This window comes from Acinetobacter pittii (genome assembly GCF_034067285.1).
Taxonomy (GTDB): domain Bacteria; phylum Pseudomonadota; class Gammaproteobacteria; order Pseudomonadales; family Moraxellaceae; genus Acinetobacter; species Acinetobacter pittii_E.
In genome coordinates this window covers 2,862,889-2,885,069 of record NZ_CP139286.1, presented here as the reverse complement: position 1 = coordinate 2,885,069, position 22,181 = coordinate 2,862,889, and the positions used below count along the sequence as shown (strand labels likewise).

Here is a 22,181-nt window from a genome sequence, read left to right as displayed (position 1 = left end):
TGAATGTTTAGAATTTCTTTGAACCACGGTTAAAACCAGTCGCTTTACGTTGGTTGCCCGTGTTAACAGGAGCTTCTTTTTCATCATCGCGACGTTGTTGACGTAAGTAACCACCACGACGTGCTGCCATTGGTTTTTCAGTCATACGGTCAGTACGACGTTTTGCCATACCAAATAAACCTGTACCTTGACGTGGTTTTAACTCAACTGATTTTGCTAAGTTGTCGATATCGGTTTTGTCGAGTTCCATCCAACGGCCAGTACGTAATTCGCGTGGTAAAATAACAGTACCGTAGCGTGTACGTAATAAACGACTTACTTTAAGATCTTGCGATTCGAAAATACGACGTACTTCGCGGTTACGGCCTTCTTTCACTACCACTTGATACCAGCGGTTAATACCTTCACCACCAATTTCAGAGAATGATTCGAATTTGGCTGGACCATCTTCAAGCTCTACTCCGTTAACCATGTTTTGGCGTAGTTTTGGTGTTACTTCACCCATTACTCGAACTGCGTATTCACGTTCAATTTCATTAGATGGGTGCATTAAGCGGTTAGCAAGTTCACCATCATTCGTGAAAAGTAATAAACCAGTACTGTTAATATCTAGACGGCCTACCATTACCCAACGGTCATTCGCAATTTGTGGTAAATGATCAAATACGGTTGGGCGTTTTTCAGGGTCATTACGTGAACAGATTTCACCCTCAGGCTTATAATAAATCAGTACACGACGACGAATTTCGTCTTCAATCTGAAACTGAACTTTACGGCCATCAATGCGTAATTCATCGCCTGGTTCAATGCGCTCACCCACTTGGGCAACACGACCGTTTACACTCACGCGTCCTGCGGCAATAACCTCTTCCATATATCGGCGGGAACCTAATCCGATTCGCGCTAATACTTTTTGCAATTTTTCACTCATGACAGCACAACCTTAGACATAATGATCAACAGTCCACCTCTTTATGATTTCGGTGCATTTGCATCGAGAGCCATAAAGGCTTCCTTGGCGTTCTGTAGGGGAGGCAATTGGCCTAGAGAAGCTAGACCAAAAGCATTCAGAAACTGAGGCGTTGTAATTAGCAACGCAGGTCTTCCGGGTAAATCTCTAAAACCGGCTTCTTTAATCCAGTTCCAGTCAAATAGTGTTCTAAGAATTTGACTATTATTAGATACACCACGAATTTGTTCAATATCAGCTCGGGTAACCGGTTGATGATAAGCAATGACAGCCAGGGTTTCTAGTAATGAAGGCGACAGTTTTGTTGGTCGCTCTGGCCAAATTTGCGCAATAATACTACGATATTTAGATCTTACCTGAAAGCGAAACCCTTGCGCTGTTTCAATCAGCTCAATAGAGCGGCCATGCTGTAATAACGCGAGCTGTTGTAAAAGCTGACGAAGCTGTTGTTTATTATACTGATTATTAAATGCTTCTTTTAAGCGGGCAATTGAAACAGGCGCGTCACTGGCAAAAATAATTGCTTCAAGTTGTAATAAAACTTCGTGATGAATGTCAGCTAATGACAAATCATTATTATTTTGTTCAAAACTACTCATAGTGAAGACCCTTGAATTGCTAGGGGAGCTTCAATACCAGTGGCAATAATTTTAATTTTCTGTTGGCGGGTTAATTCTAAAACCGCCATAAATGTAACAACCATTCCCATACGACCTTGCTGGGGATTGAGTAATTCTTTAAAACTTAACACGTCACCAGACTCTAATTTCTCTTCAATATATGCAATACGTTCTTCTAGTAAAACAGGTTCTTGAGCAATGACATGTGTAACAGGTTCTGGGCGATTAAAGACACAGAACAGAGCATCATGTAGCGCTGAAATATCGTAGCCTTCATAAATAGGAGCGATATGACCTAAACTTACATTGGCATTAAACGTGTCACGCTCGAGAATTGGCATTTGTCCCAAACGCTCAGCTGCTTGCTTAATACGTAGATAAGTTTCAAGACGATCAATAAGTTCCTGCTTAGGATCTTTTTCAATGCTTATAATTGTAGGTTTCGGTAAAAGCAGGCGAGATTTTAGGTCAGCTAATAGAGCAGCCATCACCATATAATCTGCGGTTAATTCGATATTTAAAGACTTCATACTATCCATATAGGCTAAATATTGAGTCGCAATAGGTGCAATATCGAGTTGGATTAAATCGAAACCGTTTTTTTGAATCAGATAGATTAAAAAATCTAGTGGACCTTCAAAGTGCTCGAGCAAAATCTCAAATGCAGCTGGAGGTATATAGAGATCTTCAGGAATCTTGTCATGCCACTCATCTAAAACACGGATGTGTGGAGCGTCTTCCATGGATTGATGAAGTGATTGATTCATTACGATTATAAGCCACGCGAATTTTCAAAAGCATGAGACTTGTTATTCAAGTCAAAGACAGCTGTAAGTAGAAGAACAGCAGATAGTGAAAATCATTCTAAATGAATTATATCTTTTAATAAATTACTTAACGACTAAAGTGTAAAAAAAATCCAAAATAAATAAAGAGTATTTTTTTGAGTGATAATATATTTTTTTAAACTATTGGTAAAAAATGTAAGTGCTTATTCAAAAGCACTTACATCGCCAACACCACGACGGATAATCTCAGGATGTTCACCCGATAAATCGATAATACTTGTACTTGTTAACGTACCAAAACCACCGTCAATAAATACATCAATTCGTTTATCTAGCTGATTTTCAATATCGTAAGGGTCATCTAGAGGGTCTTCTTGACCCGGTAAAATTAATGTACTGGTAAGTAGTGGTTCACCAAGTTCTTGTAATAAAGCCTGACAAATCGGGTTACTTGGAATACGTAAACCAATCGTCTTCTTTTTAGGATGCATCAATCTACGAGGAACTTCACTTGTTGCAGGTAAAATGAACGTAGTAATCGCTGGTGTATTCGCTTTCAATAAACGGTATGTCGCATTATCAACTTTTGCATAAGTCGCAATATCTGATAAGTCGCAGCACATAATGGCATATTGATGCTTAGGTCCTAAACCACGTATCTGTGCAATACGTTCCATGGCACTTTTATTACCGATTTGACACCCAATTGCATAGGCTGCGTCGGTAGGGTAGACCACAACATCTCCTGCTCGGATACGTTCAACCGCTTGGGAAATGAGGCGTTGCTGTGGATTTTCAGGATGTACATGTAAATGCATCATATTTTAGAGACTCCATCACGCCAGTGTTAAAAATAATTATTAGGCTTTTTAAATAACCTAGGCAAGCAATTAACGTAGTTTTTTTGTCAATTAATCAAGGAGTTCACGTTTAAATTCATTTAATTGTAAAGGTGTACCTGAACGTGTGCATTGGCAAATAAAACCAATAAATGCAGCTGCATCACGGGGGAGCTTGGCTTCACCCGAAAAGTAACGTTGCACTTGAGCATAGACATTATCTTTAAATAGTTTGCCATCTCCACTATCACCCGTCAGGTTATCGAGAGATACTCTAAATTTTCTGCCAAAAGATTGTGCAAATAACCATTCAATTGCTTGAGGCTTAATTTCTACTTGTTCAAATAAACTTTGCTGTTCTTGGGTACGACCATCAGGTGCATACCAATATCCTAAATCTGGTAATAGACGTCTTTTTTCACCCGCAATAGACCAATGACTAATTTCATGTAGGGCACTATTAAAGAAACCATGAGCAAATTGAATCTTGGCAGGATCTTTATTTGTTGCAGGGAAATATTCTGGTTCAAAATCTCCACGAACTAATGTCACATTATGGTGGGAAAACCAGTGATTAAAGTGTAAAATAAGCCAATCAACTTGCTCAGACTCCGATTTTGAGCTTGACCATGGTGAGAGTTGCACTGGGTCAGGTACAAGCGTGTTCTGATGGGTTGAATGGGTGCAAACGAGTAATGAAGTGTTAACTTCAGGTTGCGGCTGCAACAGGTGCATTGCTTAATTTACCCCGAGTTCTGTCTAAAGAAGTGCAAAATTGTATCTTAATCTTTGACAGAGTACCGATGAATTTGTAGAATTGCCGCCTTAATTATGTCAGCAAATACCTTTCCGGCACAGATTGAGCCGTTTAAATGGGCTGAACAAGGCTTTACATGGTCAGGTCAACTGCCCTTGTCTCGCTTTGCTCGTATCGCTCGTGAAGCTGTTGGATCAATTGATAATCAATTGATCAACATAGACTGTAAGCTATCAATGGATGCATATCATCGCATTGTGTGGATGGACGGTCATATGGACACGAAAGTTCCAATGGAGTGCCAACGTTGTTTGGAACCTGTTGAAATGCCTCTTGTCTTAGACTTCCATATTGCATTAGTGGATGATGAGTCACTGATAGAGCGCTTGGATGAGGATGCTGATTTCATCGTTTTAGGTGAAAGTGAGTCTTCGACGAAAGGCGATTATGATACGCCTGCCTCGATTAACTTACTCGCATTACTAGAAGATGAACTGTTATTGTTGATGCCTTTATCTCCCAAGCATGATGCTTGTGAACATAAACATCAACCTACCATTCAAAATGTTGTCGAAGAAAAACGGGATAATCCGTTTGATGTTTTGGCAGGTTTGAAGGGTAAACTTAACTCATAATTTGTGTTATAATTATGAGATAAGACAACTGAATTTGTTCTGATCCATTTTTTCGATCTTTGTAAGGAGCCATCATGGCCGTTCAGCAAAACCGTAAAAGTCGCTCTCGCCGTGACATGCGCCGTTCACATGACGCTTTAACCGAGAATGCATTAACAGTAGACCAAGCAACTGGTGAAACTCATCGTCGTCACCACGTGACTAAAGACGGTTTCTACCGTGGTCGTCAATTATTCGCTAAAGCAGCTGATGCTGAATAATTGCATGATATGCATTAAGCGTGATGCTTAAGTATAGAAAAAATGGGAGCGAAAGCTCCCTTTTTTTGTTGTTTTTCGCAATTATAAATATATAAATAACATGTTAAATTTCCGCTCCAGAAATGAGTGAAAACCCAAAAAAGGATTTCTTATGTCTGCTAAACGTCTTGAACAAGTAGCTTTAGCCACAAAAACTGCGTTTGTGTTTCCTGGTCAAGGTTCACAAAAAGTCGGTATGCTTGCTGAACTAGCTGAACAGTTTAGTGGGGTCGGGCAAACCTTTGCGGAAGCTTCAGATGCTCTTGGATTTGATCTGTGGCATATTGCGCAAAGTGGTGAAGGTCTCGACCAAACAGAAAATACCCAACCTGTGTTATTAACTGCCAGTATCGCTTTATGGCGTGTATGGCTTGATTTAGGTGGTCTGGCACCTAAGTATCTTGCAGGACATTCATTAGGTGAATACAGTGCATTGGTTGCTGCAGGCTCTATGAGCTTGGCAGATGCAGTTAAATTAGTTAACTTGCGTGGCAAACTGATGCAAAGTGCCGTTCCTCAAGGGGAAGGGGCTATGGCTGCAATTCTTGGTTTGGCTGATGAAAAAGTGGTTGAGCTTTGTCAAACTGTGAGTGCGTCAGGTGAGGGTTCTGTAGAAGCTGCAAACTATAATTCACAAGGCCAAGTTGTAATTGCGGGTAGTACTGCATCTGTACAACAAGTTATGGCATTGGCAAAAGAACAATCTGCTAAAGCAATTGCTTTACCTGTATCGGTTCCTTCGCATTGTTCTTTAATGAAACCTGCTGCAGAGAAATTTGCAGAAGCTTTGGAACAAACTGCCATTGAGCTACCTACCATTCCTGTAATACAAAATGTCAACGCGGGAATAGCTACCGATGTTGCTCAATTGCGTCAGGCATTAACTGCTCAATTGTACCAATCTGTACAATGGACAGATACGATGCAGTTTTTACAAAACCAAGGCATACATTACATTGTTGAATGTGGTCCTGGTACAGTATTGAGTAATCTCGCAAAGCGTTTACCAAATATCGAAAAAGCTTTTTCTATTGATAGTAAGAGCAAAATGGAAGATGCCCTAAATGCTGTTTTAGTGGCAGAAGGAAAAATTGCATGACACAAGAACGCAAAGTTGCATTAGTAACGGGCGCGAGTCGGGGTATTGGCGCTGCCATTGCCCAGCAACTTATTCAAGACGGTTATTTTGTTGTAGGTACTGCGACTTCTGAATCTGGTGCACAAAAGTTAAGTGATAGCTTTGGTGAGCAAGGTGCAGGTTTGGCGCTCGATGTGCGCAATCTCGATGAGATTGAAGCAGTCGTTTCTCATATTGAACAGAACTATGGTCCTGTACTTGTTCTAGTTAACAATGCAGGTATTACGAAAGACAATTTGTTGCTTCGTATGTCTGAAGATGATTGGGATGACATTCTCAATATTCACCTGAAAGCAGTTTATCGTTTATCTAAACGTGTGCTTAAGGGGATGACTAAGGCACGTTTTGGTCGAATTATTAATATCAGTTCTGTTGTAGCTCACTTTGCAAACCCAGGCCAAGCGAACTATTCTGCTGCTAAAGCAGGTATTGAAGCATTCAGCCGTAGCCTTGCAAAAGAGATGGGCAGCCGCCAAATTACTGTAAACAGTGTGGCACCCGGTTTTATTGCAACAGAAATGACAGATGCACTTAGTGAAGACATTCGCAAAAAAATGAGTGATCAAGTGGCTTTAAATCGCTTAGGTGAGCCACAAGATATCGCAAATGCGGTGAGTTTCCTTGCAAGTGATAAAGCAGGTTACATTACCGGTACGGTATTACATGTAAATGGTGGTTTATACATGGCCTAACGCCGATGTATAAACTTTTAAAAATTTTTATATTCAATTAAACTAGTGGCAAATTAAACGCCACAAGCAATGAGGAGAATTCCTGTGAGCGATATCGAACAACGCGTTAAACAAGCGGTTGCAGAACAACTTGGTCTTAAAGCTGAAGAGATTAAAAACGAAGCATCTTTTATGGATGACTTAGGTGCTGACTCTTTAGATTTAGTTGAACTTGTTATGTCTTTCGAAAATGACTTCGACATCACTATCCCTGATGAAGATTCTAACGAAATCACTACAGTTCAATCTGCAATTGACTATGTAACTAAAAAACTTGGTTAATTCGCATATTGCTGAATAAAAAGAAGGCTACCGTAAGGTGGCTTTTTTTTATGAGAGAAAAAATTAAGAGATACATATTTTTACAAGATCAACCTCAATTGATAGCAGAGGCATGACTTTTTTGAAGTATAACAATAGAGGTCAGTTTAATGACTTTACTATAAACAATAATATGAGGACTAAAAGATGGGTCTTTTTGATTTTGTAAAAGGTATTGGTAAGAAAAATACCGCTCCAGCAGAACCACAACCAGCTCCGGCAACACCAGCAGAACCTTCTGCACAAGAAGTTGCAAATAAATTATTAGGTTTAATTAAAAGTTTAGGCTTAGGGGTAGAGGGCTTATCTGTAACCTATAACGGTACTACCGATACCGCGACTATTAAAGGACAGGTAAAAAGCCAAGCAGATAAAGAGAAAATTATTCTTATTGTTGGGAACATTGATCATGTGGCACAAGTAGATGACCAGATGACTGTTGCAACGCCTGAACCAGAAAGTAAATTTTATACAGTGAAATCTGGTGATAACCTTTCAAAAATTGCGAAAGAAGTTTACGGTGATGCAAATCAGTATCCAAAAATATTTGAAGCAAATAAACCAATGTTAAAAGATCCTGATGAAATTTTCCCAGGACAAGTTTTACGTATTCCTCAATAATTGAGGTTAATAAAAAGGCGCTTAAAGCGCCTTTTTTGTGCTTTTTAAAATCGCTTTGGAATCTTTTGTCCGTTTGGTACAGGGGTATCAGCATTTTTTAAAACACCGAATAACCATGTTTCAGCATGTTGTACCGCAATTTTTAAAGAATCACCCAAAGCTAAACGCCCTGCGATAAAGCTAGCTAATGAACAACCTGATCCGTGATATTCACCTTCAAGGCGAGGACAGCTACTAGTCGCTGCCAGTTCACCGTTAATGTATAAACTATTTTTAATATGATCTGGTGTATCTTCGTGTCCACCTTTGACTAAAACAGCTTTAGCACCCATTTCAAATAACTTTTGAGTGGCTTGATCTAAATCAGTAATACCTGTTAAAGCGCGTAATTCAACGGTATTTGGAGTAATAATCGTTGCTAGAGGAATAAGCTCAACGAAAGCTTTAACCAGAGTTGCCTGATCACCTAAAGAACCACCACTGTTTGCGACTAAAACAGGATCAAGTACATATTGGTAGTCAGGATGTGCACGAAGAAATTCAGCTAGAGCAGCAATATTATCTGTAGTGCCAAGCATGCCAGATTTAACGCATTTAATTGGTAAGTCACCTACCACTGCATTTGCTTGTGCTAATAAAAGTTCTTTTGAGGTTGCTTCGAAGCCAAATACTTGTTGTGAGTTTTGAATGGTGAGGGCAGTACATGCAATTGCTGCATGGGCACCACTTTGTCCAATTGCTTCGATATCGGCTTGTAAACCTGCACCACCTGAAGGGTCTAAACCCGAGAAACAAAGTACGGTTGGACGCACGGTTATTTCCTTTTCAATTTAAATTTACGTTAGTATAAGAGAGTTTGATTAAACTCTCGACCGATTGAATTAAATACTTTACTGGGTTAGTGATTGAATGGCTATAAAACATATTTTGATTGATTTAGATGGAACCTTAACAGACCCAAAAGTTGGAATCCATACTTCAATTCGCTATGCAATGGATAAGTTAGGTTATCCATTGGCTGCCGATTTAAATATTGACTGGACAATTGGTCCCCCCTTAAAAGCTTCATTAGCGAAACTTCTAGACACACAAGATGATGCTTTAGCTGAACAAGCTTTACTTGCTTATCGTGAGCGTTTTTCGGTTACGGGTTTATTTGAAAATGAAGTATATCCATCTGTTGCGCAAACACTTAGTGCATTAAAAGAAGAGGGATATCGCTTATTTGTCGCAACCGCTAAACCAACGATTTATGCAAAGCGTATCTTGGATCATTTTGAATTAAGCCAATACTTTGTACATATTTACGGTAGTGAGTTAACAGGTGAACGGACCAATAAAGCTGAGCTTATCCATTATATTCTTGAGTGTGAGCAACTAAACCCTGAAGAATGCTTAATGGTGGGTGACCGTCAATATGACGTTTTAGGAGCACGCCATAATAGTATTGAGGCGGTAGCAGTAACTTATGGTTATGGAACACCTGAAGAGCTCGCTCAAGCACAACCAAAAGCAATGATTACGCAATTTTCTGAACTTTTGGAATACGTTGAAGGGCAGGCAACCCAAAAGAAAGTATCTTAAATTTTAATTGAAGGTTTGGCTTTGATCTAAAGCCAAACCTTTTTTATTTAAATACCGTGCTGTTGACGGTATTGAACAAGTTCTTCAATCGTAATCACAGTTAAGTGATGAGTTTGAGCATATGCTAAAACTTGAATGCCTGATGCCATAGTACCGTCTGGGTTAGTTAATTCACATAACACACCAGCAGATTTTAGTCCTGCTAATCTTGCTAGATCAATTGTTCCTTCAGTGTGACCTCGACGAGTAAGCACACCACCATTACGTGCACGTAAAGGAAAAACGTGGCCTGGACGATTAAGATCACTTGCGACAGCACCATCTTTAATTGCAGCTTGAATGGTAGTAACACGGTCTTTAGCTGACACACCGGTTGTTACACCTTGAGCTGCTTCAATGGTCACTGTAAAAGCAGTATGAAACTGACTTGAGTTTTGAGAAACCATTGGAGGGAGTTCTAGATGATCTGCTAGCTCTTCTGTAAGGCATAAACATACAATCCCTGAGCCATCACGGATCATACGTGCCATTGTTTCTACTGTTAAAGTTTCGGCTGCAACGATTAAATCTGCTTCATTTTCGCGGTCAAAGTCATCCATAACCAAGACAGGTTTGCCTTGACGGATATCTTCTAATGCTTGTTGAATACGTTGTTCAGCAGGAGAGAGGGCTGAGAAAAAAAGTTCTGGTTGAATTAAGCTAGACATAATGAAACGCTCTCGTAAAAATACGGTGGAACATTTCAGGACTGATGTAAAAACAGGCTGGCACTGAAATAAAACGGATTTATCCCAGTTCGTCGTCTTCTTTCATCCGGACTATACCGTCGGCTTTGGAATTTCACCAAATCTGCTCAAATTACATAATTTAAGCTCGTGGGCTTGTTAATCTAATTATAAAAATTAACTTTACCACCGGTGGGGAATTGCACCCCGCCCTGAAGCGATGGGTTTTATTATAGCGCGCTTGATAAAATTGGCTAGATGCTTTTATAGAATGCTAAGTTTCTTTATGAATAAGTATTTTCATAAATAGAATTAGGCTTTTTAACAAGAGCTTACTTGTTGATATGAAAATGGAATGCTATGTTTTTTATAGAAAATTATAAATAAAATAGGTGTTTCATGCAGATAAGAGACGATTACCCTCTTACCAGTAGCTCATTTATTCAGCATCTCCATATTTTCAGTTATATATTTATGGCGGTAAGTATTCTGTATTTAATTGCTGCTAACTGGTTAATGCTTCCAGACAGTATTCAACTCGCTATCCCGCCCGCTATATTAGTTGTCACAGCTTGGTTTAGCATAAAAGATACTTTAAGCGATGGGGTTAGGCAGACCTTACATAGCGTTTGTGGTTTGATGATAGGCTTAAGTCTGGCTGTAATTGGACAAGTTTATCAAACTGGGGCAGACAGTTATTTGCTTTTTTTAATTTGGACATTGCTTTTATTACCGTGGTTATACCGCCCGAATATTGGCATCTTCGCTTTAATTTGTATTACCAGCCAACTTACACTTTTTTTATTTTTTAAGCAGACTTTTTGGTTAGAAAAATTTCCGTATTTATATCTATTCATTCTAAATTTATTAAGCCTTATAGAATTTTGGATATGTATAAAGAAATATCGTGCTTTAAGGTTTGTCTTTATTGCTTGGTTTGCAGTTATTTCAATCATTGGAATGATTCAATATTTATCGAATGAGAATATTCCTTATCTGATCTCTGCTTTCTTTTCCGGAATAATTGCTTTTTACTATTTCTTCAAAAAAGATGATCAATTATGTGCCAGTTTAATGGCTGCTATTCTTGGTGTAACGGCTACCATATGGCTTGTAGATGGGATTAATCATCTATTTAAAGATTCTAATGAGTTCATCTTTTTATTGATTGCGGGCATTATTTTTATTTGGTTTGCGCTGATTAGCTATCTTTTAATAAAAATTTTTCGTCAAAGCCGCTTTTATATCATTCCAATGGCAATTGGTGCTTGGCTTGCAGGTTTAGCGCTTGCAGCTTTTACGCTCGTATTTTGGGAAGCCATTTCTTTAGTCATTGGAATTATTTTCGTAGCATTTGCTATCGTGCTTTTAAAAAAATCGCAACGTTATTTCTTTCGACAATTTGCTTATTGTTTATTTATCAGTGGACAGACTGCTTTCTTATTTCATCTTAGTTCAGAAACAGATCAGATGCTATGGGTTTTAATTGCACAGATTTTTATTCTATGTATTAGTTATTTCCTTAAACCGCATTGGTTCTTCATTTTAATTCAAATGCTTGCTACGTATGGCCTAGCTTTTATCTATTTGCTACAACTGGACCATTCATTATGGTCAATACATTCTACTCAAACCTATTTAAATTTAACTTTGCTCAATTATTTTGTTTTTAGTTTGGTGCTCTTACCTAAGAGAAAATCACTAGCTCTATATGAGCGTAGTATTTTTTTATGTGTGCTAGTCGTCATGCTAGTCGCTTCTTTTTTCGATACTTTTATGGGACTCGTTCCAGAAAATTCAATAGATCAACATAGGTGGGTTCTATATTTTCTGCCTAGTGTTTGGTTACTTTGCTTTAGTGTTTTTCATTTATATAGAGAACTTCAGGGAATCACTTTTTCCGCTTTTTTAATTTTTGGTGTGTTACTTATTGCATTGGGATATTTCGAAGTTTTCATATTGTTTACTATCTTAACGTGGGCATTAAAAAGTAAAGATCGGATTGTTTATGGAGTTAGCTTAGCTGTATTCGTTTTAGTGTTCTGGCAGCTCTATTACAACCTACAAATAACTTTTCTAGCTAAGAGTTTATCTATTTTTATTTCTGGTATTTTTCTATTGGCTCTGTCGTGGTTGCTTCACCGTGAAAATAAAAATGGTCTTATTGGAGGAGAGAAAGAATGAAGAAGTATTTTTCTCTAATTCTTGCATTAGCCACGATGTTATTTTTCGCAACGTTAGTAGTCAAAAATGAATGGCATCTGCACCATAGTAAAAGTATTTTCGTTGAGCTTAAACCAGTTGATCCTCGTTCAATCTTACAAGGCGACTATATGGCACTGGCTTATGAATTACATTTACAATCTCTTAAAGCTCTTTCAGGAAGTGAGAGTGAGGCTATAGATCAGGTGATTTTTAATCATTCTTCCATCCCAGCAAAAGTTATATTGGACTCACAAAATCGTGTAGTTGGTACAATTCTAGATATTAATAATTCATTTACTGGGCAAAGATTAATTTTAAAAAATCCTGAAAATCGTTTACAGGCTTTATATCCATCCTCGCGGAGTTTCTTATTTGCAGAAGGCTTGGCTCAATGTTATGAAAAAGCCAAATATGCTGAATTTAAGGTAAATCCTAAAGGCGAAGCGATTCTATCTGATTTGCGAGGGGAAGGGCTTCAACCTTTAAATTGTGAAAAACAAAAGAATTGGTGGGAAGGAACTATTTAGGATTTATAAAAATAAAAAAAGCCCGTCGATGCGGGCTTTTTTTATTTTTAAATTTTTAATTAGGCAACTTGTACAGGAATGCAATTCGCTGTGTGGTTGACTGTATTATCTGGGTTTGCATATACCAAACGTGGTTTGTGAGCATTTGCTTCAACTTCGGTGAAATCACCAAACGTAGCAATAATAACTAAATCGCCAACATCTGCTTGATGTGCAGCACCGCCGTTTACTGAAATAATGCCAGAGTTATCTTCACCACGAATCGCATAAGTCGTGAAGCGTTTGCCATTGGTTACATTCCAAACATGAATTTCTTCATATTCACGAATACCAGCTAAATCCATCAATACGCCATCAATTGCACAAGAACCTTCATAGTGAAGCTCAGCATGGGTTACAACTGCACGGTGAATTTTGCATTTTAATAAACGAGATAGCATGGCTAGCGTCTCCTGAGTAGACCTAAGATGTAGATCTTATGGTGAAATCTTTAGCTTTTGCGGTTGGCAAAGTGGCTGATGCGCATTTTGCTCCTAAAAAAGCAAGATAGCAAGCATGATTGTTCAACAATTTAAGTGGGTTTATATGCATTAATTTGATTCATGGCCTGAGGAACTTGTCCTTGAACAAGTAGCTTCACTTTAGAAAGGGCATGATCAATTGCTGCATCCATCAGACTTTGTTCACTACTTGGTGCTTTTCCAAGTACGTGACCTGAAACTCTCTCTTTTGAGCCAGGATGTCCGATCCCAATACGTAAACGGTGAAAATTTGGACCAATATGAGGGACAATGTCACGTAAACCGTTATGACCACCGTGACCACCGCCTGTTTTAAGGCGAATAACACCAGGATTCATATCAAGTTCATCATGAGCAATCAAAATTGCTTCGGGAGCAATTTGATAAAATTTTGCAAATGGAACTACACTTTGCCCAGAACGGTTCATAAATGTAGTGGGTAGAAGTAGACGGACGTCGTGTCCTTCTATATTACCACGTCCACTGATTCCGTGAAATTTCGGATCATTTTTTAATGTAATGCCATATTTATCAGCAAGCTGTTCAATGAACCAAAAGCCTGCATTATGGCGGGTTTGGGCATATTCTGAACCAGGATTGCCCAAACCAACAATTAGCGAAATATTTGACACTAATCTACGCCTTTAAACACTTATGCGCGTTTGAAGTCAGCGTGCATAGGAGTGTTTTTAGATGGGTGACGTTGTAACGCTTGGATTTTAACGTTTTCAACTTTGTCGCCCACTTTGATTTCTACAACTTCTTCAAAGAAAGCATTGTTTTCTAAAGCTTTTACAAGCTCACGAAGTTCTAAAGTAACAGTTACAGGCTCAGCATTGCCACCATAAATGATAGCTGGAATTAAAGCTTCGCGACGAAGGCGGCGGCTCGCACCTTTCCCTTGTTTGTCTTCAGCACGCGCTTGAGCGTTTAATACGAAGTTTGCCATGAGTAAATCCTCATTAAAGTTTAAATAGACTAAACTTGCGACCAGTTTAGTGATAGAAAACCCCAGCCAAAGCTAGGGTTTAGAAAAAGCTGCAATATTATAAACTATCGAACATTGCACTGATAGACTCTTCGTTATTAATACGACGAATCGTTTCAGCAACCATGCTAGCAACAGAAACCTGACGGATCTTGCCTAAGGTCAATGCTTCTTCAGAAAGAGGAATGGTATCAGTCACAACCAGTTCATCAATAACTGAATTACGTAAGTTTTCAATAGCCTTACCTGATAGTACAGGGTGAGTTGCATACGCAACTACACGACGTGCACCAAATTGCTTAAGCGCATCAGCTGCTTTACACAATGTACCAGCAGTATCAACCATATCGTCTACGATAACGCAATCACGATCTTTTACGTCACCAATTAAGTGCATAACTTGCGACTCATTGGCTTTCTGACGACGTTTATCAATAATTGCTAAATCGATGTCACCCATCTGTTTGGCAACAGCACGCGCACGTACTACACCACCAACGTCAGGAGAAACCACCATAAGGTTGTCATGTTGTTGTTGACGTAAGTCAGCAAGCAAAGCAGGAGTACCGTAGATGTTGTCGACTGGAATATCGAAGAAACCTTGAATTTGGTCAGCATGTAAGTCGATCATCACGACACGGTCAATACCAACAGTGGTAAGCATGTCTGCGACAACTTTAGCTGTAATCGGCACACGTGCAGAACGTGGACGACGGTCTTGGCGAGCATAACCAAAATAAGGGATAACAGCGGTAATACGACCAGCACTTGCACGACGCAAAGCATCTGCCATAACCAAGATTTCCATAAGGTTATCATTGGTAGGGGCACAAGTAGGCTGAACGATAAATACGTCTTTACCACGAACATTTTCAGTAATTTCTACTGAAATTTCTCCATCAGAAAAGTGACCGACTGATGCAGCACCTAGAGGGATATGTAAGTGACTTACGACTTTTTGAGCGAACTGTGGATGAGCATTTCCACTAAAAACGACAAGATTGGGCATGAAGCACCCTTGGCGGTTGGTATGTAATGAAATAGATGGCAGGGGCGGCTGGATTCGAACCAACGGATGCCGAGATCAAAACCCGGTGCCTTACCACTTGGCGACGCCCCTAATGCGGCAGAACTTTAATATTTTTGCAATGCAATGTCAAGATTAATCAACAAAAAGCATAGCAATTAAGTCTGTCTTTAAAATAAGAGAATGGCAGGGGCGGCTGGATTCGAACCAACGGATGCCGAGATCAAAACCCGGTGCCTTACCACTTGGCGACGCCCCTAAATTCGATGATATATATGATGGCAGGGGCGGCTGGATTCGAACCAACGGATGCCGAGATCAAAACCCGGTGCCTTACCACTTGGCGACGCCCCTAATATAATCATCATTACAGGTGAGGTTGGCAGGGGCGGCTGGATTCGAACCAACGGATGCCGAGATCAAAACCCGGTGCCTTACCACTTGGCGACGCCCCTAACGTGTAACCTTAAAATGATTAAGAGGAGATTCTTTTAAACTATTTACCAAGTAAGATTTACATGGTGAATGCTTAAGAATTTCATCAATATTCATTTCATTTGTTACTTCAGTAAAAACACAAGCACCTGTACCTGTAAGCTTTGCTTGACCAAACTGATCTAAATATTGCATTGCTTCTTCTACTTCAGGGTATAACTGCCGAGCCAGTGGCTCAAAGTTATTTCCAAAATTAGAAGGCTCTAACTGATAGGCGCAAAATTTAGTGGTCTTAGAGTCTCTTGTCAATGTTTTTTGTGAAAAAAGCAATTGAGTGCTGATAAAACAATCAGGTTTTAAAATAATGAACTGTTTTTGATCTAAGTCTATGAATGATAAATGTTCGCCGATGCCTTCAGCCCATGCATTTTTACCATAAATAAAAATAGGAACATCAGCACCTAGCTTTACACCGTAGTCCGCAAGTTGTTCTTGGTTCAGGCCACATTCCCATAATTGATTTAACACAATAAGCGTGGTGGCGGCATTGGATGAACCACCGCCTAGACCTGCACCCATTGGAATATTTTTTTCAATTTTGATGTCTAAACCACAAAACTTTTTTGCATGTGGCTTTAATATTTGCGCTGCCCGATAAATCAAATTTTCTTCAGGTCGAACTTCACTCAAACCATCAATTTCGATTTCTTCATTTGAAGTAGGCGTAAATGTCATCCAGTCATATAAATCAATAAGTTGGAAAATGGTTTGTAGCTCATGGTAACCATTTTCGCGTCGGCCTGTAATATGTAAAAACAGGTTGAGCTTAGCAGGGGAAGGAACTCGAATCATAGATTTATATAATTAGACTTAGCGGTTTTGGATGACCATTGTAATACGGTTTTCTTTATCTTCAGCAAGAGCTTGCTTTAAAACCAGTTTGTTTGGCAAAGTTTGTTCACCATCGTAACTGAAATTCACGGTCCAGCCATCTTCAATGAGTTGGCTCACTCGATTTGCAGCATCTTTGGTAACTTGCGCATTTAATGTTGCGGGTTTTGCCAAAATCCAACTCGTTAAGTGCGTAATCGGTGCTTGCCAACCAGTTGCTCGCTCTAAAAGTTCTTCTGGAGAGGCAGCTGTAATAAGTCCTGTTTTAGCACTATTTAAAGTGACTTCGCCTGGTTTACCCTGAATTTGAGTTTTTCCAACGCCTAAAATACCGCTTAACTCGATATCAAAATTATCTTGCTGTTGAAGCCAAGTAAAAAAAGCACTACCAGTTTGCTGTGGTGTACGGACTCCAATTTTACCTTGTAAATTAAAGTGTTTTTCATCTTGAACTTGTTGGGTAACCGCAGGTTTAGGTTGAGTAAAATGCTGACAACCGGTTAGAAATAATACACTTGATCCACAGATCGCTGTGCACAGTTGGGCAAATTTGCTCATATATTTAACTCTTTTTTGCAGATGTAGGTAAAATTAACGCATCAAGCTGTTGTAATTGTGGATCATTGGCATGTTTTTGTTTCAGTTGTTGTAACACTGCGCTAAATTGAGTGAGTGACCCTTGCATATACAAAGCTTTAGCATAACGAACGCCAATATTTATATTATGGCTAAGTTCATATGCTTTGCCTAAGGCTTCTGCCGCAGCTTCATAATCATTCTGTAAAAATGCAATATAGCCTAGCGTATCAAGGATTGAGGCTTGTTCAGGGGCATATTCCAGAGCTTGTTCAGCATATTGACGTGCTTCTTTTAACCTGCGGTTTTGCAGAGCTAAAGTATAAGCATATGCGTTTAGATACGTTGGGCTGTTAGGCTCAAGTTGTAATAATTGCTTTAATGTTTTGTCGAGTTTGTCGCGGTCCGTATATGGATCAAGTAATAAAACTTCCGCATAAATCAGTTCCGGATCATCCGGTAAGTTTTTTATTGCTTCATCTAATAAATTTAATGCAGCTTTTTTATTGCCCATTTTCTTTAAGATTTCAGCTTGGGCTTGATATAAAAAACTTGCATGTTGGGGATAATTTACTCGTTCTTGAGTAAGGAACCGTAAAGCATCGTGTAAATTTTCTTGTTTATCATATATTGCAATCAGATTGCGTCTTGATACCACGTATAAACTACCATCAACTAAACGATAGTAAGCTTTTGCAGTTTCATAATGCTGTTTACGTTCTGCATTAATCGCTAAGTAGTAATACGCTTCATTTTGGTATTTAGCCGAGTTGCGTAGGTCAACAAGATATTGTTCCGCTTTGTCATATTGCTTTAAATCAATACTCGTTAAGCCTGCAATAAATAATGCTTCTTCAGCTTGAGGGTTCGTTTCTATAATTTTTTCAAGTTTTTCTAACGCAAGCTCAGATTGGTTAATTTGTATGAGATAGCGGATTTCAGCTAAACGAATATCTAAATTTTTCTTATTTTTACGGCTCGATTTTGCATACCATTTAAGTGCACCTTCTTGATCACTGAGAGCGATAAGCAAGTTTGCTTTCATTAAAATAAAGCTGGTTACTTTAGGACGTCGGCGTAAGGCTTTGTTAATGTTGGTTAGCGCAGTTTGTAATTGACCATTTTGCGCTTCTAAATTGGCGATGAGCGCTAAGATAGAAGGATTGGCTTTTTCTGCGCTCGAGCGTAAAGCTGTTAATAAGACATCTCGATCTTGTGCATTTTCTGGGGCAATGCTGGCTAAAATCTGTTCTAGATCAGCAGTGGGATCTATCTTTAAAATTTTATCTAATGTCTCAGCAGCAAGCTGGTATTCGTGTGTTTTTAAAGCAATATGTGACAAATAGAATAAAGCAGGTACATCTTTGGGTTCTTGAGCGACCCAATGTGTAGCAATATTTAACGCAGCTTGTAAATCATTATATTCAAGTGCAACGTCTAAAGCTCGCTGTTTAATTGAGGTAGAGTTGCTTTTAATTGCGAGCACTGTGTAATTGTGCAAAGCGTTTGGAATATCGTCATAAGCTAGCGCAAATTCAGCAACCATGGATTGCTCTAATGCCTGATCAAACGAATGCACGGCATAGGTCTCTTGCACAGGACGCGCATAGACATATGAGGACATGCTACCTAACAATAAGAATGTGGTAGAATACTGTCTTATCGAAGCACCGTTAAAATTAATACGGCTATTCATTTGACGCAATTTTTATTGATCCAAAGTAATGCTTTTTATGACACCGATGTTGCACAATAGCATAAATTTAGCGAAATGATGATCTGATATGTCTTTCTTTGCATTGGGTGTCAACCATCAAACAGCTTCTGTAGAACTCCGCGAACAAATTGCTTTCAATGCAGAGCGATTAAGTCGTTTGCTTGCCGAACAACGCCATCACCAAAACCTAAAGGATTTGGTGGTCGTCTCGACCTGTAACCGTACAGAAGTTTATGCCATGGCTGAAAATGCCGAAAGCCTTCTAAAATGGTTAGCCGATGCCAATAATATTGATGTAAAGCAGTTAATTCATCATGTTTATCGTTACGAGAACACGCAGGCAATTACACATTTAATGCGAGTAGCGAGTGGTCTAGACTCTCTTATGCTAGGTGAGCCGCAAATTTTAGGGCAAGTTAAAAGCGCTTTAGCATTGTCTAAAGAAGCCCAAACGGTCTCTCCTGAATTGAACAGTGTTTTTGAATATGCTTTTTATGCTGCTAAACGTGTACGTTCCGAAACTGCGGTAGGTAGTCATGCTGTTTCAATGGGTTATGCGGTTGCACAACTGGCTTTACAGGTTTTTAGTAAGCCTGAAAAACTTACCGTCATGGTGGTTGCGGCGGGTGAAATGAATAGCTTGGTGGCTAAACATTTGGCTGAAATGGGTGTTGCGAAGATTATTATTTGTAATCGTAGCCGTGAGCGCGCTGATCAGTTGGCTCAGGAAATTGCACATCAGGTTGAAGTTGAAATTATTGAGTTTTCAGCATTAGCAGAGAATTTATATCGTGCTGATGTTGTGTCGAGCTGTACCGGTAGTTTATACCAAGTTATTGCTTATTCTGATGTTAAGACCGCATTAAAAAAACGTCGCTACCAACAAATGTTGATGGTTGATTTAGCAGTGCCACGTGATATAGATCCTAAAGTTGAAGCACTTGATGGGGTCTATTTGTATGGTGTGGATGATTTACAAAGTGTGATTGATGAGAACCTCGCTCAGCGTCGTCAGGCGGCAGTTGAAGCGGAAGTGATGGTGAATCAATTAGCGACTCAGCTTATTACTCATCAAAAGGTTAAAGAGGCTGGTAGTACCATTCATGCTTATCGCCAACACAGTGAAGAGATTAGTCAACAAGAGCTTACGCATGCATTAGAAGCTTTGCATCATGGTGATAATGCCGAACAAGTATTACAGCAATTTGCCCACCGTTTGACGCAAAAACTTATGCATCCTACATCGATATTACTACGTGAAGCTGCTAAAGCAGAAAATCCTGATTATTTTGAATGGCTACAACAGCATTTACAGGATGTCTTTGATCATGAGCGTAAACCAAAACATTAAGACAACAGCTTTAAGCTAATTTGTTTTGTTAACTCATTGAGTTGTTGTCTTAGATTTCTTGATTCAATTAAAGAAATCGGCGATTTAAGTTTTTGACGTAAATATCTTTCTTGCAGACTTAATGAATATTCTTTGGCTAACTTGTCAGCTACTTCAGGAGCCTGTGTTAATGCTTGAATGTTTGTTCTTTGCATAATATCGGCGATTTCATGACAGTAATTACTACAAGCACCAAGCACATAATAAGTTGCCAGCTCTTGGTCATCCGGTAAATCATCAAAAATACGATTTAAGATAGCCAGTACTTTGGCCAATAATTCATCTTGGTGAATATAGGCTCGCAATCCTTCAAAATGAATATAAAGAAAAGGATGATGCATTAAAATTGCTATCGCAAAGTCTTCATCTTTTGTATGAATATTAAATGAGAGTGAAGCATCGTGACTGATTTGTGGGGTAAAACGTTTACCAAGTCCGAGTTTTTCACGGAAAGATTGAGTAAGTAAGTAACGGAACGAACCTTGTTTAGGTAAGAGTTCAGTCAGCTCCCTGAGTTCTCCCATGACTAAACTTTTCCCTTCAGGTGTACTGATATCGTGTTGACCTGTTAAGTGCGCAAACACAAAATCTGACAAAAGAGGGGACTGTTGTAATAATTTTTGGAAATTTTCGAGCCCTTCTCGGCGGATCAGAGAGTCGGGGTCATGATCATTCGGTAGAACAAAAAATTTAAGTTCACGGCCATCATTAAGAAGTGGTAATGCAATTTCTAAAGTTCTGCGCGCTGCTTTTTGACCTGCTGCATCACCATCAAAAGCAATGGTAATGCGGCTATTTTGTTTAAATAGAATATTAAGATGTTCTGTATTACTTGCAGTCCCTAAAGTTGCTACGGCCCCTGTAATGCCATATTGCTGAAGCGCAATGACATCCATATAACCTTCGACCATTAACCAATCGCTAGATTTAAGTTTTCTACCTTCATAAAGCCCATAAAGTAGCTGATTTTTGTGGAAGACTTCTGAGTCCGGTGAGTTAATATATTTGGGCTTGATTTCATCGTTTAAGGCACGACCACCAAAACCAACGACTCGACCTTTAGGGTCGCGAATTGGAAAAATAACGCGGTCACGTAATAGGTCAAAATCACGGCCATTATCGCTTGAGCGGATAAGCCCAAGTTGTTTTAAGCCGTCAATGTCATAGGGAAAGGCTTTCTCTAGGTGTTGCCAGTCTTCTGGAGCATAGCCTAAACGCCAAAATTGAATCGTCTGATTGGTTAAACCACGCTGTTTAAAGTAATTTTTTGCCTTTTGGCTATGAGGTAATTGTTGTTCATAGAACTGAGCAACATTTTCCAGTAAGTCATATAAATTACCTTCTTGAACCAGTTCATCAAAGCTAAACGGCTGTTCGAACTGAGCAAAAGGGTCATCAAAGAATACTGGTTCAAGCGTGTTGTAGCTTTCATCTGATGGCTGCTGTGGAGTTACAGGCTCAGCCGTATTTGTTTTAGCAACAGGTGGCTTGGTAACCTGACGGGTATAAGACAGTTTTTTATTTTCAGTATTATCTTTGGGTAATTCAATTCCAGTACTACTCGATAATTCTTTCATTACCTCTATAAAGTTTCGGTTATCGATATCCATGAGAAAACGGATTGCATTTCCGTTAGCTTGACAACCAAAGCAGTGATAATACTGCTTGTCACGGTAGACATGGAACGATGGTGTTTTTTCTTGATGAAATGGGCAACAGCCGGAATATGTACGTCCGGTCTTTTTCAGTTTCACACGTTGACCAATCAGATCGACAATATCTGTGCGATCTAGAATTTGATCAATCGTATGTTGTGGAATTGCCATAATTCAGATAACCGTATTAAAACTTGATGAGACAGTAAGTCAGAATATTC

Annotated in this window: 25 protein-coding genes, 4 tRNA genes and 1 riboswitch; of the genes, 10 read left to right on the top strand and 19 right to left on the bottom strand. The window is 39.2% G+C overall.

Translation table 11 applies throughout. The features are described from left to right. Positions 1–7: 7 nt before the first annotated feature. The 5 genes from rluB to SOI81_RS13610 form a co-directional block, all read right to left on the bottom strand. Positions 8–931, bottom strand: coding sequence for a 23S rRNA pseudouridine(2605) synthase RluB (gene rluB, locus SOI81_RS13630; RefSeq protein WP_016142048.1), 924 nt, complete (start codon positions 929–931; stop codon positions 8–10). 41 nt (positions 932–972) lie between these two features. Continuing rightward, a complete protein-coding gene (gene scpB / locus SOI81_RS13625; protein WP_016142047.1) occupies positions 973–1,569 on the bottom strand; it encodes an SMC-Scp complex subunit ScpB in 597 nt (198 codons plus the stop codon). After that, on the bottom strand, positions 1,566–2,357 hold the full coding sequence (locus SOI81_RS13620; protein WP_031945544.1) for a segregation and condensation protein A: 792 nt from the start codon (positions 2,355–2,357) through the stop codon (positions 1,566–1,568). Before SOI81_RS13620 ends, scpB begins: the two co-directional genes overlap by 4 nt. 224 nt (positions 2,358–2,581) lie before the next feature. After that, complete coding sequence (locus tag SOI81_RS13615; RefSeq protein ID WP_239975508.1) at positions 2,582–3,199, bottom strand: L-threonylcarbamoyladenylate synthase; 618 nt, start codon at positions 3,197–3,199, stop codon at positions 2,582–2,584. 90 nt (positions 3,200–3,289) lie between these two features. Further along, the gene (locus tag SOI81_RS13610; protein ID WP_224993260.1) at positions 3,290–3,952 is read right to left on the bottom strand and encodes an elongation factor P hydroxylase; all 663 of its coding nucleotides are present in this window, start codon (positions 3,950–3,952) and stop codon (positions 3,290–3,292) included. Between the two features lie 96 nt (positions 3,953–4,048). Between SOI81_RS13610 and SOI81_RS13605 the strand changes: the two genes are divergently transcribed. The 6 genes from SOI81_RS13605 to lysM all read left to right on the top strand — a co-directional run bounded on the left by SOI81_RS13605 (position 4,049) and on the right by lysM (position 7,719). Beyond that, positions 4,049–4,609 carry a YceD family protein gene (locus tag SOI81_RS13605; protein WP_002120393.1) on the top strand — a complete coding sequence of 187 codons (561 nt, stop codon included), beginning with the start codon at positions 4,049–4,051 and terminating at the stop codon, positions 4,607–4,609. A 74-nt stretch (positions 4,610–4,683) separates the two neighbouring features. Next, a complete protein-coding gene (gene rpmF / locus SOI81_RS13600) occupies positions 4,684–4,869 on the top strand; it encodes a 50S ribosomal protein L32 (protein WP_000290730.1) in 186 nt (61 codons plus the stop codon). A 151-nt stretch (positions 4,870–5,020) separates the two neighbouring features. Beyond that, on the top strand, positions 5,021–6,007 hold the full coding sequence (gene fabD / locus SOI81_RS13595; RefSeq protein WP_016142042.1) for an ACP S-malonyltransferase: 987 nt from the start codon (positions 5,021–5,023) through the stop codon (positions 6,005–6,007). Further along, a complete protein-coding gene (gene fabG / locus SOI81_RS13590) occupies positions 6,004–6,738 on the top strand; it encodes a 3-oxoacyl-ACP reductase FabG (protein WP_002120395.1) in 735 nt (244 codons plus the stop codon). Before fabD ends, fabG begins: the two co-directional genes overlap by 4 nt. A gap of 84 nt (positions 6,739–6,822) precedes the next feature. Next, positions 6,823–7,059 (top strand): acyl carrier protein, encoded by a 237-nt coding sequence (gene acpP / locus SOI81_RS13585; protein ID WP_001279871.1) that lies wholly within the window; start codon positions 6,823–6,825, stop codon positions 7,057–7,059. A gap of 186 nt (positions 7,060–7,245) precedes the next feature. Further along, positions 7,246–7,719: a peptidoglycan-binding protein LysM gene (gene lysM, locus SOI81_RS13580; protein ID WP_016142041.1), complete on the top strand. Its 474-nt coding sequence runs from the start codon at positions 7,246–7,248 to the stop codon at positions 7,717–7,719. A gap of 44 nt (positions 7,720–7,763) precedes the next feature. On the opposite strand, the gene thiED is transcribed toward lysM, so the two are convergent. After that, positions 7,764–8,531 carry a hydroxymethylpyrimidine/phosphomethylpyrimidine kinase gene (gene thiED, locus SOI81_RS13575; RefSeq protein WP_016142040.1) on the bottom strand — a complete coding sequence of 256 codons (768 nt, stop codon included), beginning with the start codon at positions 8,529–8,531 and terminating at the stop codon, positions 7,764–7,766. A 97-nt stretch (positions 8,532–8,628) separates the two neighbouring features. Between thiED and SOI81_RS13570 the strand changes: the two genes are divergently transcribed. After that, complete coding sequence (locus SOI81_RS13570) at positions 8,629–9,303, top strand: HAD-IA family hydrolase (protein WP_239975509.1); 675 nt, start codon at positions 8,629–8,631, stop codon at positions 9,301–9,303. 47 nt (positions 9,304–9,350) lie between these two features. Here the strand turns inward: SOI81_RS13570 and ribB are convergent, their stop codons facing one another. Next, positions 9,351–10,010: a 3,4-dihydroxy-2-butanone-4-phosphate synthase gene (gene ribB / locus SOI81_RS13565; RefSeq protein WP_239975510.1), complete on the bottom strand. Its 660-nt coding sequence runs from the start codon at positions 10,008–10,010 to the stop codon at positions 9,351–9,353. Positions 10,011–10,100: 90 nt separating this feature from the next. Continuing rightward, positions 10,101–10,251, bottom strand: a riboswitch (FMN riboswitch). Between the two features lie 176 nt (positions 10,252–10,427). Here ribB and SOI81_RS13560 point away from each other — a divergent pair. Continuing rightward, positions 10,428–12,212: a DUF2157 domain-containing protein gene (locus SOI81_RS13560; protein WP_239975511.1), complete on the top strand. Its 1,785-nt coding sequence runs from the start codon at positions 10,428–10,430 to the stop codon at positions 12,210–12,212. Then, positions 12,209–12,760 (top strand): GDYXXLXY domain-containing protein, encoded by a 552-nt coding sequence (locus SOI81_RS13555; RefSeq protein ID WP_239975512.1) that lies wholly within the window; start codon positions 12,209–12,211, stop codon positions 12,758–12,760. Before SOI81_RS13560 ends, SOI81_RS13555 begins: the two co-directional genes overlap by 4 nt. Before the next feature lie 59 nt (positions 12,761–12,819). Here SOI81_RS13555 and panD read toward each other — a convergent pair whose 3' ends face one another. From panD to SOI81_RS13500, 11 genes are all read right to left on the bottom strand, one after another. Next, positions 12,820–13,200, bottom strand: a complete 381-nt coding sequence (gene panD, locus SOI81_RS13550) for an aspartate 1-decarboxylase (RefSeq protein ID WP_016142035.1) — start codon at positions 13,198–13,200, stop codon at positions 12,820–12,822. Positions 13,201–13,331: 131 nt separating this feature from the next. Next, entirely contained in the window at positions 13,332–13,913 is a 582-nt protein-coding gene (pth, locus tag SOI81_RS13545; protein WP_016142034.1) for an aminoacyl-tRNA hydrolase, read from the bottom strand. 20 nt (positions 13,914–13,933) lie between these two features. Further along, entirely contained in the window at positions 13,934–14,230 is a 297-nt protein-coding gene (gene rplY, locus SOI81_RS13540) for a 50S ribosomal protein L25 (protein WP_016142033.1), read from the bottom strand. A gap of 97 nt (positions 14,231–14,327) precedes the next feature. Then, complete coding sequence (prs, locus tag SOI81_RS13535; protein WP_002120445.1) at positions 14,328–15,278, bottom strand: ribose-phosphate pyrophosphokinase; 951 nt, start codon at positions 15,276–15,278, stop codon at positions 14,328–14,330. Between the two features lie 36 nt (positions 15,279–15,314). Continuing rightward, positions 15,315–15,389: transfer RNA gene (locus SOI81_RS13530), tRNA-Gln, on the bottom strand. Between the two features lie 91 nt (positions 15,390–15,480). After that, positions 15,481–15,555: transfer RNA gene (locus tag SOI81_RS13525), tRNA-Gln, on the bottom strand. A gap of 20 nt (positions 15,556–15,575) precedes the next feature. Further along, positions 15,576–15,650: transfer RNA gene (locus SOI81_RS13520), tRNA-Gln, on the bottom strand. A 26-nt stretch (positions 15,651–15,676) separates the two neighbouring features. Next, a tRNA-Gln gene (locus SOI81_RS13515) sits at positions 15,677–15,751 on the bottom strand. Then, positions 15,750–16,583, bottom strand: a complete 834-nt coding sequence (gene ispE / locus SOI81_RS13510) for a 4-(cytidine 5'-diphospho)-2-C-methyl-D-erythritol kinase (protein ID WP_239967516.1) — start codon at positions 16,581–16,583, stop codon at positions 15,750–15,752. Before ispE ends, SOI81_RS13515 begins: the two co-directional genes overlap by 2 nt. An 18-nt stretch (positions 16,584–16,601) precedes the next feature. Beyond that, the gene (lolB, locus tag SOI81_RS13505; RefSeq protein ID WP_182004533.1) at positions 16,602–17,180 is read right to left on the bottom strand and encodes a lipoprotein insertase outer membrane protein LolB; all 579 of its coding nucleotides are present in this window, start codon (positions 17,178–17,180) and stop codon (positions 16,602–16,604) included. A gap of 4 nt (positions 17,181–17,184) precedes the next feature. Further along, entirely contained in the window at positions 17,185–18,894 is a 1,710-nt protein-coding gene (locus SOI81_RS13500; protein ID WP_239975526.1) for a tetratricopeptide repeat protein, read from the bottom strand. Positions 18,895–18,982: 88 nt separating this feature from the next. Between SOI81_RS13500 and hemA the strand changes: the two genes are divergently transcribed. Next, positions 18,983–20,266: a glutamyl-tRNA reductase gene (gene hemA, locus SOI81_RS13495; protein WP_239975513.1), complete on the top strand. Its 1,284-nt coding sequence runs from the start codon at positions 18,983–18,985 to the stop codon at positions 20,264–20,266. Here hemA and dnaG read toward each other — a convergent pair. Beyond that, on the bottom strand, positions 20,263–22,131 hold the full coding sequence (gene dnaG / locus SOI81_RS13490) for a DNA primase (RefSeq protein WP_320540908.1): 1,869 nt from the start codon (positions 22,129–22,131) through the stop codon (positions 20,263–20,265). The two genes, hemA and dnaG, sit on opposite strands and share 4 nt — an antisense overlap. Between the last annotated feature and the right edge of the window lie 50 nt (positions 22,132–22,181).

What these genes read in the sequence shown, in the direction of transcription:
- rluB (WP_016142048.1), bottom strand. Translation starts at nt 931, where the DNA reads ATGAGTGAAAAATTGCAAAAAGTATTAGCGCGAATCGGATTAGGTTCC.
- scpB (WP_016142047.1), bottom strand. Translation starts at nt 1,569, where the DNA reads ATGAGTAGTTTTGAACAAAATAATAATGATTTGTCATTAGCTGACATT.
- SOI81_RS13620 (WP_031945544.1), bottom strand. Translation starts at nt 2,357, where the DNA reads ATGAATCAATCACTTCATCAATCCATGGAAGACGCTCCACACATCCGT.
- SOI81_RS13615 (WP_239975508.1), bottom strand. Translation starts at nt 3,199, where the DNA reads ATGATGCATTTACATGTACATCCTGAAAATCCACAGCAACGCCTCATT.
- SOI81_RS13610 (WP_224993260.1), bottom strand. Translation starts at nt 3,952, where the DNA reads ATGCACCTGTTGCAGCCGCAACCTGAAGTTAACACTTCATTACTCGTT.
- SOI81_RS13605 (WP_002120393.1), top strand. Translation starts at nt 4,049, where the DNA reads ATGTCAGCAAATACCTTTCCGGCACAGATTGAGCCGTTTAAATGGGCT.
- rpmF (WP_000290730.1), top strand. Translation starts at nt 4,684, where the DNA reads ATGGCCGTTCAGCAAAACCGTAAAAGTCGCTCTCGCCGTGACATGCGC.
- fabD (WP_016142042.1), top strand. Translation starts at nt 5,021, where the DNA reads ATGTCTGCTAAACGTCTTGAACAAGTAGCTTTAGCCACAAAAACTGCG.
- fabG (WP_002120395.1), top strand. Translation starts at nt 6,004, where the DNA reads ATGACACAAGAACGCAAAGTTGCATTAGTAACGGGCGCGAGTCGGGGT.
- lysM (WP_016142041.1), top strand. Translation starts at nt 7,246, where the DNA reads ATGGGTCTTTTTGATTTTGTAAAAGGTATTGGTAAGAAAAATACCGCT.
- SOI81_RS13570 (WP_239975509.1), top strand. Translation starts at nt 8,629, where the DNA reads ATGGCTATAAAACATATTTTGATTGATTTAGATGGAACCTTAACAGAC.
- ribB (WP_239975510.1), bottom strand. Translation starts at nt 10,010, where the DNA reads ATGTCTAGCTTAATTCAACCAGAACTTTTTTTCTCAGCCCTCTCTCCT.
- SOI81_RS13560 (WP_239975511.1), top strand. Translation starts at nt 10,428, where the DNA reads ATGCAGATAAGAGACGATTACCCTCTTACCAGTAGCTCATTTATTCAG.
- SOI81_RS13555 (WP_239975512.1), top strand. Translation starts at nt 12,209, where the DNA reads ATGAAGAAGTATTTTTCTCTAATTCTTGCATTAGCCACGATGTTATTT.
- panD (WP_016142035.1), bottom strand. Translation starts at nt 13,200, where the DNA reads ATGCTATCTCGTTTATTAAAATGCAAAATTCACCGTGCAGTTGTAACC.
- rplY (WP_016142033.1), bottom strand. Translation starts at nt 14,230, where the DNA reads ATGGCAAACTTCGTATTAAACGCTCAAGCGCGTGCTGAAGACAAACAA.
- prs (WP_002120445.1), bottom strand. Translation starts at nt 15,278, where the DNA reads ATGCCCAATCTTGTCGTTTTTAGTGGAAATGCTCATCCACAGTTCGCT.
- ispE (WP_239967516.1), bottom strand. Translation starts at nt 16,583, where the DNA reads ATGATTCGAGTTCCTTCCCCTGCTAAGCTCAACCTGTTTTTACATATT.
- lolB (WP_182004533.1), bottom strand. Translation starts at nt 17,180, where the DNA reads ATGAGCAAATTTGCCCAACTGTGCACAGCGATCTGTGGATCAAGTGTA.
- SOI81_RS13500 (WP_239975526.1), bottom strand. Translation starts at nt 18,894, where the DNA reads ATGAATAGCCGTATTAATTTTAACGGTGCTTCGATAAGACAGTATTCT.
- hemA (WP_239975513.1), top strand. Translation starts at nt 18,983, where the DNA reads ATGTCTTTCTTTGCATTGGGTGTCAACCATCAAACAGCTTCTGTAGAA.
- dnaG (WP_320540908.1), bottom strand. Translation starts at nt 22,131, where the DNA reads ATGGCAATTCCACAACATACGATTGATCAAATTCTAGATCGCACAGAT.